The organism is Kitasatospora sp. NPDC088779 (assembly GCF_040685395.1).
GTDB lineage: Bacteria > Actinomycetota > Actinomycetes > Streptomycetales > Streptomycetaceae > Kitasatospora.
The window spans coordinates 17,677-28,039 of sequence record NZ_JBFBHW010000078.1 but is presented as its reverse complement, the minus strand read 5'-3'; the positions used below and the strand labels follow the sequence as shown (position 1 = coordinate 28,039).

At 72.1% G+C, this 10,363-nt stretch carries 13 protein-coding genes; 8 read left to right on the top strand and 5 right to left on the bottom strand.

The window, feature by feature from the left end:
* Nucleotides 1–131: 131 nt before the first annotated feature.
* From AB0P03_RS38780 to AB0P03_RS38770, 3 genes are all read right to left on the bottom strand, one after another.
* The gene (locus tag AB0P03_RS38780) at nucleotides 132–917 is read right to left on the bottom strand and encodes a VOC family protein (protein ID WP_363633390.1); all 786 of its coding nucleotides are present in this window, start codon (nucleotides 915–917) and stop codon (nucleotides 132–134) included.
* Between the two features lie 132 nt (nucleotides 918–1,049).
* Nucleotides 1,050–1,427 (bottom strand): hypothetical protein, encoded by a 378-nt coding sequence (locus AB0P03_RS38775; protein ID WP_363633388.1) that lies wholly within the window; start codon nucleotides 1,425–1,427, stop codon nucleotides 1,050–1,052.
* Nucleotides 1,428–1,729: 302 nt separating this feature from the next.
* Nucleotides 1,730–2,311 carry an ATP-binding protein gene (locus tag AB0P03_RS38770; RefSeq protein ID WP_363582818.1) on the bottom strand — a complete coding sequence of 194 codons (582 nt, stop codon included), beginning with the start codon at nucleotides 2,309–2,311 and terminating at the stop codon, nucleotides 1,730–1,732.
* 291 nt (nucleotides 2,312–2,602) lie between these two features.
* Between AB0P03_RS38770 and AB0P03_RS38765 the strand changes: the two genes are divergently transcribed.
* Nucleotides 2,603–3,955 carry a tetratricopeptide repeat protein gene (locus AB0P03_RS38765; protein WP_363633387.1) on the top strand — a complete coding sequence of 451 codons (1,353 nt, stop codon included), beginning with the start codon at nucleotides 2,603–2,605 and terminating at the stop codon, nucleotides 3,953–3,955.
* A 29-nt stretch (nucleotides 3,956–3,984) separates the two neighbouring features.
* On the top strand, nucleotides 3,985–4,488 hold the full coding sequence (locus AB0P03_RS38760; RefSeq protein ID WP_363582814.1) for an NUDIX domain-containing protein: 504 nt from the start codon (nucleotides 3,985–3,987) through the stop codon (nucleotides 4,486–4,488).
* Between the two features lie 99 nt (nucleotides 4,489–4,587).
* Here AB0P03_RS38760 and AB0P03_RS38755 read toward each other — a convergent pair whose 3' ends face one another.
* Both AB0P03_RS38755 and AB0P03_RS38750 read right to left on the bottom strand, forming a co-directional pair.
* Nucleotides 4,588–5,226 (bottom strand): TIGR03085 family metal-binding protein, encoded by a 639-nt coding sequence (locus AB0P03_RS38755; protein WP_363633385.1) that lies wholly within the window; start codon nucleotides 5,224–5,226, stop codon nucleotides 4,588–4,590.
* A gap of 19 nt (nucleotides 5,227–5,245) precedes the next feature.
* Entirely contained in the window at nucleotides 5,246–5,815 is a 570-nt protein-coding gene (locus AB0P03_RS38750; protein ID WP_363633384.1) for a hypothetical protein, read from the bottom strand.
* 215 nt (nucleotides 5,816–6,030) lie between these two features.
* Between AB0P03_RS38750 and hisI the strand changes: the two genes are divergently transcribed.
* From hisI to AB0P03_RS38720, 6 genes are all read left to right on the top strand, one after another.
* Nucleotides 6,031–6,402 carry a phosphoribosyl-AMP cyclohydrolase gene (gene hisI, locus AB0P03_RS38745; protein WP_063347172.1) on the top strand — a complete coding sequence of 124 codons (372 nt, stop codon included), beginning with the start codon at nucleotides 6,031–6,033 and terminating at the stop codon, nucleotides 6,400–6,402.
* Nucleotides 6,403–6,450: 48 nt separating this feature from the next.
* A complete protein-coding gene (locus tag AB0P03_RS38740; RefSeq protein WP_363582808.1) occupies nucleotides 6,451–7,974 on the top strand; it encodes an anthranilate synthase component I in 1,524 nt (507 codons plus the stop codon).
* A gap of 52 nt (nucleotides 7,975–8,026) precedes the next feature.
* A complete protein-coding gene (locus tag AB0P03_RS38735; protein WP_363582806.1) occupies nucleotides 8,027–8,527 on the top strand; it encodes a Uma2 family endonuclease in 501 nt (166 codons plus the stop codon).
* Complete coding sequence (locus AB0P03_RS38730; protein ID WP_363582804.1) at nucleotides 8,524–9,126, top strand: TIGR02234 family membrane protein; 603 nt, start codon at nucleotides 8,524–8,526, stop codon at nucleotides 9,124–9,126. The genes AB0P03_RS38735 and AB0P03_RS38730 overlap by 4 nt, the downstream gene beginning before the upstream one ends.
* 225 nt (nucleotides 9,127–9,351) lie before the next feature.
* Nucleotides 9,352–9,606, top strand: a complete 255-nt coding sequence (locus AB0P03_RS38725) for an HGxxPAAW family protein (protein WP_063347169.1) — start codon at nucleotides 9,352–9,354, stop codon at nucleotides 9,604–9,606.
* Nucleotides 9,607–9,758: 152 nt separating this feature from the next.
* On the top strand, nucleotides 9,759–10,202 hold the full coding sequence (locus AB0P03_RS38720) for a DUF2752 domain-containing protein (RefSeq protein WP_363633383.1): 444 nt from the start codon (nucleotides 9,759–9,761) through the stop codon (nucleotides 10,200–10,202).
* Nucleotides 10,203–10,363 lie beyond the last annotated feature (161 nt).

Here is a 10,363-nt window from a genome sequence, read left to right as displayed (position 1 = left end):
CCCTTGGGGGGCCGCGGCGTTGGGGCCGGCTACCGGTGGGGGTGGGGGGGGCGGGCCCCCGGGGGGGGGCCGCGCCCTACCCCCCGGGTGGGGCCCCGCGCCGCCCGGGGGCCGGGGCCCCTCTCGCGTGCTCAGGACTGTTCGCGGGGTTCGCCCTTGATCAGCGCGAACGGCGTGCCGTGCGGGTCCACGATCCAGGCGATCCGGCCGACGTTCGGCACGTCCTCGGGCCCCATCACCACCGTGCCGCCGGCCGCCTTAGCCTTCGCGATCAGCGCGTCCACGTCGCCGGCGGCGAAGTACGGCGTCCAGGCGGAGGGCTCCTGCGGGGACATGGTCGGGGCGATGCCGCCGAAGGCCGTGGCCTGCTGGTCGCCCTCGGAGGTCGAGATCACCCGGTAGTCCATGCCCGGAGCCGGCTCGAACTTCTCCACCCGCCAGCCGAACAGCGCCTGGTAGAAGCCGAACCCGGCGCTCTGGTCCGAAGTGTGCAGCTCGGACCAGACCAGCGCGCCGTCCTCCGACACCACGTCCAGGCCGGTGGTCGTGCCCGGCTGCCAGACCGCGAACCTGGCCCCCTGCGGGTCGGCGAACTGGGCGAACCACCCCTCGCCCATGACGTCCATCGGCGGGACCAGGACCGAACCGCCCGCCTGCTCGGCGGCCTGCGCGGTGGCGTTCACGTCGGCCGTACGGAAGTACGTCGTCCAGGTCGGCTGGTCACCCTTGTCGAGCGGGCCGACGGCGCCGACCGTCCTGCCGCCCAACTGGAAGAAGCCGTAGCCGCCCGCCTCCGGGCCGCCGGACCGGAACGTCCAGCCGAAGACCTTGCCGTAGAACTCGGCCGTGGCGGGGATGTCCGGGCTGCCGAGGTCGATCCAGCAGGGCGCGCCGGCCGGAAAGTCGGTGGTGAGCATGAGGTGGTGCCCCTTCGACGGAAGACGTGACCAGGCCGGTTCCGTCGGGCGCGCGCACGCACCCACCCCGGCCCTCTGCGAGTCTGCACCCGCCCACTGACATCCGCAGCCGGGGAGCGCGGCCGGGAGACCTCAGCCACGCCCCCGGAAACGGGCCCACAGCTGAGCTGCCCGGTTCAGCCGATCGGTCCACGGGTCCGGATCGTCTCCGGCGATCTCGGCCCACATCCGGGCCTGAGCCTGCGCGAAGACGTCCACCACCGCCGGATCGCCGGGCCGCCACGCCGAGACCCTGGCGGCCCACGCTTCCGCCGCAGCCGGGCTGTGGCCGCCCGCAGCGATCAACCAGATCACCCAGAGAGCCGGGTCGATCCAGGGCGCTCCCCGGGTGGCCCATGCCCAGTCGACCAGCAGCGCATGGTCTTCGCGGATCAGGACGTTCTCGTTGTTCAGGTCCGTGTGCAGCAGATAGCCGCCGGCGAGGCGGGACAGCACCTCGGGATCGTCCACGTAGGCGGCCCATCGCTGCTCGGCCCGGCGTAGCTCGATCGGGGGACACGGGGTACGGCCGAGCCGGCTGAGGACGTCGACCATCAGCTACCGGGGCGCACCAACAGGTACTCGTCCAAGAATGGACTGGCGATGAGGCTGTGCACTTTCCCTCCTCTGCTGAGCAATTCGGAGAAGCGCCGCGAGTGGCGGCGGTTCCCCGAGGGCGCCTGAGCCCTCGGGGATGCCCTGGCTGGCCTCACCAGGGCGGAAGCCAGCCAAAGCTGTTTGCCTGGCAGTCAGGTCGATAGGTCGACAGGTCGTCAGGTGTCGGAGCGGCGCAGGTACGCGTCAGCGGCCGACACGGTGTAGAAGCGCCTGATCCGGTCCGAGGAACCCGGAGCGCGCACGTACTCGTGCTGTTCGCGGTCGTAGATCCCCCAGCACTCCAGTAGGAAGAAATGGGGGCTTCGGGAGTCGATCAGGCGGATCTCGTGCCGGGAGGAGGCGGGAGGGGCGGTCATCGCGACTTCCGCCCGGGCGTGAACATGAGTCGCGATGGCTGGTACGGCGAGCCGCGAGTCCCCCGTCGCGAGTTGGTCGGGCGCCGCCTCGAACCAGACCACCTTGCCCTCCTCCGCCGGGTACCAGCCCCAGGAGTAGGCCAGCGCCTCCACCAGGAGCAGGCCACGGCCGCCGGTGGCCATGTCGTCCGCCGCGCTCCTCACCGGCGGCTGCGGACTCCTGTCCGCGACCTCGACCCGGAGGCGGACTCCGGTCCACCGGACCGTGACGCGGCAGCGCTTTCCGGTGTGCTCAACGGCGTTGGCCAGCAACTCGTCGGCGCACAACTCCACGTCCCGCAGCGACTTCTCGGAGAGGAGTTCCGGCCAGGACCGAGCCACATGCACCACCCACAGTCGGGCGAATTTCACCGCAGCCGTGGTCGGTTGCACCTCTTGGGACTTCGGCATCGGGAGTACAGCGCAGTCGTCGGTGTTCATCAGCCCTCCCGGACTGGGGCGTTGATCGGCGCGGCGATGAGCAACCGCACGGTGGTTCGACCTTCGGAGCGACAGGACTCAATGGCCCTGGCAGGCTCGAATCCAGTGAACCGGCCCAACAACACGATCGGTATGCCTGTCGACACGTAGAGTGGTTTACGCGGTTTACAGCTCGACCTCAGGGGATCGATCGTGGCCACACGCAGGGAACCCAATCACCGCCTCAGGGAGACGATTTCAGCGGGCGGATGGACCTATGAGGCGTTAGCCCGTGCTGTGCGGTGCATCGGTGCGGAGAACGGAGAGATGCTCCTCACCAACAAGTCCGCCGTGGCCCACTGGATCAACGGCGCGCAGCCGTCCGGGCAAGTCAGTCATTACATCGCAGAGGCGCTCTCCCGCCGGTCCGGGCGCCGGGTCACCCTTGCCGAACTCGACTTCGCCACCCCGGAAGAGTCCTTGGCGGTGAGTAGTGATCCGGTCGAGGCGGTTGCCAATCTCGGCCGTGCAGATGTCGAGCGCCGCACCTTTCTGGCTGTCGCTGCATTCACAACTGCCGGTGTAGCCATGCCGCTGCTCTACGATCCTGAGCCCATCTCGCGTCTGATGAGGGCCCGGACCGGCTTGGCTCGCATCGGTGTTGAAGAAGTTGAGGTCGTTCGGCAGATCACTGCCGCGTTCAGCGCGGCAGACGAACGACTCGGCGGCGGGCATGGGCTGACCACCGTGACCGCCTACCTGGCCGACACGGCAGCCCCGATGCTCAACGGCCGCTTCCCCAACGAAAGTGTGCGGCGGCACGCCTTCGGAGCCGTGGCCGAACTTGCCTACCTTGCTGGATGGAAACACCACGACCTCGGCCAAGAAGGCGCCGCCCAGCGTTACTACCAGGTCGGTTACCAACTCGCTGTGGAGTCGGATCCGCATGGTCACGCCGGATGGATGATGCGCACCCTGGCCCATCAGGCGCTCAGTCTCAAGCAGCCCCACCACTGTGCGGCGCTGATCGAGAATGCACTCGCTCGGAGCGTTGGTCGGGTGGATGGAAAGACCGAGGCGCTTCTTCACATCACTCACGCTCGTGCTTTCGCCGCCACCCGGGACAAACCCGCTGCAGCCAAGGCACTCCTCGCCGCAGAGAACGCCCTCGTCCGAGACGGCGACCCGCAGCCCAGTTTCTCATTCGTCAGCGGCCCTGTGGTCGGTACTGTCGCCAGCCACACTGCCCGAACCCTCACCGACCTCGGGGACCACGCAGGAACCGAACAGCAGCACCGTGCCGCGCTGATTCGTTGGGATGCCGAGAAGTACAAGCGGGTTCACGCCCTCACCTACGCAGACCTGGGTGACAGCTTGGCTGTTCAAGCCCGAGCGGACGAGGCGGTCGCAGCCTGGGGACGTGCGCTCGACCTCATGGCCGGCATGACCTCGGATCGGACGAGAAAGGCGATTTCCTCAATCCGCCCTTGCTTGGCGATCTACCGTAGACGTGGTGTTCCTGGAGCCGTAGATCTGGAACGCCGAACACGTGAGGTACTGACATGACAGCTGTAACGCAGGAAGGACTCGACCGAGTGGACCAGCCGACCGCCGATCAGACGACTGCTCTCAAGCCCGCCACGGAGTCGATGACCCTGCTGGTCGCCGCCGTCATCGTCCATGACCTTGAAGCTCAACGTGTCGTTCTTCTCCGGCGGGGGCCCAAGGCCAAGTTCGCGCAAGGCCTGTGGGATCTGCCGGTCGGCAAGAACGAACCAGGCGAGCCGATCACGGAGACGGCGGTTCGCGAGCTTAGGGAGGAGACCGGGCTCGTCGTCGCTCCTGAGGACTTGCAACTTGCCCACGTCATCCACGGTGCTCGCGGCGTCGAGGCTCCCAACGGCTTCCTGACTGTCGTTTTCGCGGCTCACCGGTGGTCCGGTGAGCTCGCGAACGGGGAACCTGCCAAGCACTCGGACGTTGCGTGGATCGGCGTCGGGGCTGTACCGGAGGAATTCGTCTCCACTACCAGGGAGGCCCTGATCAATTATCTGACCAATGGACCGAGCGTCTCTCTCGATTCGTGGCGGAGCCGATAGCCAGCGGGGAGTTTCCGACCTCCTCCCAATCCTCTTGGTCTTGGGTCGTCGAGCGCTGCCCCTCGGTATTCCGAGGGGCAGCGCATCATTTTTCTCTCTTTAAGGCAGTGGCAGGACGTGGCGGAGGGCTTCGAGGGCGTCCGGGGGGCCGTCGACGGTGAGGGTGGTGTGGGCGCCGCGGCCGTAGGTGAAGAGGACCAGGTCGCCCGGTTCGCCGGTGAGTTGGACGGTGGGGGAGCCGGTGGGGCCGACGGTGAGGGACTGGCCGTCGGGGCGGCTCAGCACCAGTCGGACGGGGGAGCGGCGGCCGGCTTCCAGGCGGGCCAGCAGGGGCAGTCGGCGCCACAGGGCTTCGGCGCGGCCGGCGGGGACCGGGGCGGGGGTCCAGTCGTCGGTGGCCCGCAGGACGTCCTCGGCGTGCACGTAGTACTCGACGGTGTTCGCGGCCTCGTCGGCGCCGGGCAGGGCGAACGGGGAGAGCACCGGCGGGCCGGAGCGGAAGAGCTTCAGCAGCTCCTCGTACGGGCGCTCGGCGTACGCGGACTGCACCCGGCGGGCCCGGTCGGCGAGGGCGCCGATCAGCAGTCCGGCCGCCGCGTCCGGGCGGTGCTCGCGGACCACCAGGTGGGCGGCGAGGTCGCGGGTGGTCCACCCGGCGCAGAGGGTGGGGGCGTCCGGCCCGGCGGCGGCCAGGAGTGCGGCGAGGCGGTGGCGTTCGGCGAGGGCGTGGTTCGACATGGCGCCACGATAGAGGCTGTCAGCGCAGGTTGCCGGTGAGCTTGGGGCCGCCCTGCTTGTTGCCGGCGGTCAGGGTGCAGGTGTAGTCCCGCCAGCCCTGCTGGTAGTTGGCCTGGGCAGGGCCGAACTGGCGGCCGTAGTACGTCTTCCCGTCGTTCTGGCGGGCCTTGGCGGCGGCCTCGGCCTCCTTGCAGCCCTCGCGCATGGCGAGCGCGATCGGGATCTCGCCGGTCAGGCCGTCGGCCAGTTTCAGGTCGGCGATCACCTGGCCGTCGTGCTCGCCGGTGCAGGGGCGCTCCTCGGCCTTGGTGATCACCGGGCTGAGCTGCGGGTGGTCGAAGCAGGCGCCGACCGGGAAGAAGGCGTACGGCGGGGTCCTGGTCGGGGTGGGTGTCGGCGTGGGCGCCGGGGTCGGGGTGGCCGTGGGGGTGGGCGGGGGCGGTGCGGCGGCGGGCTTGCGCTCCTCCGGCCAGAGCAGGACGGTGGCCACCACCGCGAGCAGCACGGCCAGGACGGCCACGACGGCGAGGACCAGGCCCCGGGACGGGCGGGAGTCGGCGGCTGCGGGCGGCTGCTGCTCGGAGGTCATGGCCATGAGGATGGCCCACGCGGGGCCCGCCCGGCAGGCGGTTGGCCGAAATCACCCCTTTACGGCGATGTTCGGGGTGGGGCCGGACAGGCTCCCGGGCCAGGCTCCCCGCGGCACGGATCCGGCCCAGCGGTTGTGAGCGCACCGAGTAGGGGCACACCGCACAGGGCACAGGGCGCATCCGGGGCGGCGGGCCGGACTGCAACAATGGCCCCATGTCCACCACACCCGCCACCCCCGGCACCACCGCCCTGGCCCCCGAGATCGCCGCGCGCCTCAAGCGCACCGAGGACGGCCTGCTCCCGGCGATCGCGCAGCAGTACGACACCGGCGAGGTGCTGATGCTGGGCTGGATGGACGACGAGGCGCTGCACCGCACGCTCACCACCGGCCGCTGCACCTACTGGAGCCGCAGCCGCCGCGAGTACTGGGTGAAGGGCGACACCTCCGGCCACGCCCAGGCGGTCAAGTCGGTGGCGCTGGACTGCGACGGCGACACCCTGCTGGTGAAGGTCGACCAGACCGGTGCCGCCTGCCACACCGGCGACCGCACCTGCTTCGACGCCGACGTGCTCCCGCTCGCCTGACCCCTCCGCCCACTCCTCCTGCCGGAACTCCAGAAGGTGCCGCTCGCCATGGATCTCGAAGCCTTCCGCAAGCTCGCCGTCGACACCCGGGTCATCCCGGTCACCCGCAGGCTCCTCGCGGACGGTCTCACCCCGATCGGCCTGTACCGCAGCCTCGCCGAGGAGCGGCCCGGCACCTTCCTGCTGGAGTCCGCCGAGCAGGGCCGCAGCTGGTCGCGCTACTCCTTCGTCGGCGTCCGCAGCGCCGCCGTCCTCACCGTCGGGGAGGACGGCGAGGCCCGCTGGCTGGGCACCCCGCCGGTCGGCATCCCGACCGGCGGCGACCCCTTGCAGGTGCTGCGCGCCGCGCTGGAGGCGCTGCACACCCCGCGCCGCGACGACGACGGCCTGCCGCCGCTCACCGGCGGCCTGGTCGGCTACCTGGGCTACGACGTCGTCCGCCGGCTGGAGAAGCTGCCCGACCTCAACCCGGACGACCTGCGGCTGCCCGAGCTGACCATGCTGCTCGCCACCGACCTCGCCGTGCTCGACCACGTCGACGGCACGGTGCTGCTGATCGCCAACGCCGTCAACCACAACGACCTCGCCAGCGGCGTGGACGAGGCCTACGCGGACGCGGTGGCCCGGCTGGACGCCATGGAGGCCGACCTGCTCAAGCCGGTCGACCCGGGCCTGGCCACCTTCACCCCGGCCGGGCCGGGCGAGGCCCGCTCCCCGTTCGGCGGCGCGCCGTACCGGGCGGCGGTGGAGGTGGTCAAGGAGCGGATCCGGGCCGGCGAGGCCTTCCAGGTCGTCCCCTCGCAGCGCTTCGAGGCGCCCTGCCCGGCCTCGGCGCTGGACGTGTACCGCGTGCTGCGCACCACCAACCCCAGCCCGTACATGTACCTGTTCCGCTTCCCGGGGCCGGACGGCACCGCCGAGGGCGGCTTCGACGTGGTCGGCTCCAGCCCGGAGGCGCTGGTCAAGGTGACCGGCGGCGAGGCGATGGTGCACCCGATCGCCGGGACGAGGCACCGCGGCGCCACCCCGCACGAGGACGCGGCGCTGGCCGCCGAGCTGCTCGCCGACCCCAAGGAGCGGGCCGAGCACCTGATGCTGGTCGACCTGGGCCGCAACGACCTGGGCCGGGTCTGCGAGCCGGGCAGCGTGGAGGTGGTCGACTTCATGCACATCGAGCGCTACAGCCACGTGATGCACATCGTCTCCACCGTCACCGGCCGGGTGGCGCCCGGGCGGACCGCCTTCGACGTGCTGACCGCCTGCTTCCCGGCCGGTACCCTCTCCGGCGCGCCCAAGCCCCGCGCGATGCGGATCATCGAGGAGCTGGAGCCCACCCGCCGCGGCCTGTACGGCGGCTGCGTCGGCTACCTGGACTTCGCCGGGGACTCCGACACCGCGATCGCGATCCGCACCGCCGTGCTGCGCGACGGCACCGCCTTCGTGCAGGCCGGCGCGGGCGTGGTCGCGGACTCCGACCCGCACGGGGAGGACACCGAGTGCCGCAACAAGGCGGCCGCCGTGCTGCGGGCCGTCGCCACCGCCAATACGCTGCGGACGCCGGAACTGTCGTGAGTCACCAGTCGTAAGTCGTCAGTGTCGTCAGTCGTCGAGGGAGGCGGCCGGGATGTCCGAGGTGTCGCCCGACGAACTGCGGCGGGTGGTGGTGCTCGATGCGGCCGCCCAGATCGAGGACCAGTTGGGCGGGCACGGCCGGGTGCTGTCCGGCGCCGTGATCGACGCCCCGGCCGGGGCCCCCGACCTGATCCCCGACCTGACGGTGACCGCCCCGGGGGCGGAGCCCGACGGCCGGGGCCGGTACCCCCAGGGCGCCGTCGAGGCCGTCCTGGAGGTGGCCCGGTCGCACCTGGCCGCGGCGGCGCTGGCGTACGCGCGCAGCGGGATCCCGCTGTACGTGGTGGTCGACCCGGCGGCGGCGGCCTGCACCGTGCACACCGCGCCGTCCGTCGACGACGGGTACCGGGAGGCGGAGCGGGTGCCGTTCGGCAACGATCTCTTCCTGCCGCTCGCCGGGCGGACGCTGGTGCTGCGGACGGACGAGTTCCCGGCCGGGCCGCCCACCCCGGGTGCGGGGCCGGACGCCGGGCGGGGGATAGTGGACGGGTGAGCGCACCTGACCAGACCCCCGTACCCGCCCCGCCGGCCCCCGCGTCGGGCCGCCGGACGCTCGGCGTGATGCTCCTGCTGACCGTGCTGAGCGCCGTGCTGGTGCTGACCGCCGTCGGCCGGGTCTGGTCCGAGGGCCGGGCCGGCACCCTGGCGGTGTCCGTCTCCGGCGGCGCGATCTCCGAACTCCCGGGCGGGCTCGCCCTGGTGGGGCTCGCGGCGGCCGTCGCGGTGTTCGCGGTGCGCGGCGCGGGCCGGCTCGCGGTCGGCGCGCTGACCCTGCTGGCGGGCCTCGGCGCGGCCGCCGCCTCGGCCGCGGGCGCCGGGGACACCGCCGCGCTGGACGCCGAGGCGGCCCGCAAGCTGGCGCTGTCCGGCTCGGCGGCCACCGAGGTCGGCCACACCGGCTGGCCCTGGGTGGCGCTGGCCGGCGGGCTGCTGCTGGCCGTCGCCGGGCTGCTCACCCTCCGCTACGGCCGGAGCTGGCCGGCCATGGGCAGCCGCTACGAGGCGCCCACCCGCAAGGCCCCGGCGAAGAGCGACACCCCGGCCGACCTGTGGAAGGCGCTGGACCGGGGCGAGGACCCGACCACGGTCTGAGCGCGGGGTCTGGGCGCCGGCCTTGAGCGCCGGGCCCGGGCGGGCCCAGGCTTCGGGCCCCAGCGGGCCTCAGCAGCCCTCAACGGGCCCCGGCGCCGGTGTGACGCGATAGACCCGCCACCCGCTTTGGGCCGCCGGTGTGTGGCCCGGCACAATGGAACCCGTCAACCCGCCGGCGGCCCCGCAGGCCCGGCCGGGCCCCGAGAGGCTAGGAGCACCACTCAGATGGCAGCAGCAGCACACGGTCACACCACCGCCGCCTGGACCGGCGTGACCATCACGTTCATCGGTTTCGGGATCGCGGGGGTCGCGATGATCCTCCCGTCGGTGATGCTGGTCTGGGCCGGCATCGCGGTCATCCTGGCCGGCGGTGTGGTCGGCAAGGCCATGTCGATGGCGGGCATGGGCCAGCAGCCGAGCGCCAACGTGTACGCCTCGCACGAGGAGCAGCGCGCGGCCCGGGCCGCCGTCGCCGCCTGACGACGGACTCCTCGCAGTAGATACGACTCGCAGTAGATACGACTCGTAGCAGTACGACTCGTAGCAGTACCGACTCGTAGCAGTACCGAACGGCGGGCGCGCCACGCCCGCCGTTTCGTTCTGTCCGGGCCCGGCCCGGGCAGAATCGGGGCGTGACCTCCGCCTCCACCACCTCCGCCCTGCCGCCCGTCCTGCGCCGGCTGGGGCCGCCGCTGGCCGCGCTGGCGGCGGTGGCCGTTCCCGCCGTCTACGTCGCCGCGGTGGACCCGAACACCCCCGGGCACTACCCCGACTGCCCCTTCCTGGCCGCCACCGGCTGGTGGTGCCCCGGCTGCGGGGGGCTGCGCTGCGTCCACGCGCTGGCCCACGGGGACTTCACCGGCGCGCTGCACGACAACGCCGCGGCCGTCCTGCTGTTCGGCGTCCTGGCGCTGCTGTGGCTGCGCTGGGCCTGGGCCGCGCTGACCGGCGGCGGGCCGCGGCCCAGGGCCCCGCTCGGGGCCCGGCGCTGGGTGCTGGTCCTCCTGCTGTTGCTGGTGTTCACGGTGGTGCGCAACCTGCCCGTCGGGGCGGGGCTGGCGCCCCTGCTGGTTTGATCGCCCGCGCCGACGGGTAGCGACCCGCGCAGGCTGGCGCACCGGTCCACAGCGGGGCCCGTACATCGGTCCACTTGGTCCGCGCCGCACGTCCGGGCGGTGCCGGAGAACCGGTGAAACCGCAGTTGGGAGCCGCCCAGGGGGGCGTCCGGCACGCGAGA

Excerpts from the sequence above, each read along its gene's own strand:
- AB0P03_RS38780 (WP_363633390.1), bottom strand. The coding sequence starts at position 917 with ATGCTCACCACCGACTTTCCGGCCGGCGCGCCCTGCTGGATCGACCTC.
- AB0P03_RS38755 (WP_363633385.1), bottom strand. The coding sequence starts at position 5,226 with ATGTCGAACCACGCCCTCGCCGAACGCCACCGCCTCGCCGCACTCCTG.
- AB0P03_RS38750 (WP_363633384.1), bottom strand. The coding sequence starts at position 5,815 with ATGACCTCCGAGCAGCAGCCGCCCGCAGCCGCCGACTCCCGCCCGTCC.
- hisI (WP_063347172.1), top strand. The coding sequence starts at position 6,031 with ATGTCCACCACACCCGCCACCCCCGGCACCACCGCCCTGGCCCCCGAG.
- AB0P03_RS38740 (WP_363582808.1), top strand. The coding sequence starts at position 6,451 with ATGGATCTCGAAGCCTTCCGCAAGCTCGCCGTCGACACCCGGGTCATC.
- AB0P03_RS38735 (WP_363582806.1), top strand. The coding sequence starts at position 8,027 with ATGTCCGAGGTGTCGCCCGACGAACTGCGGCGGGTGGTGGTGCTCGAT.
- AB0P03_RS38725 (WP_063347169.1), top strand. The coding sequence starts at position 9,352 with ATGGCAGCAGCAGCACACGGTCACACCACCGCCGCCTGGACCGGCGTG.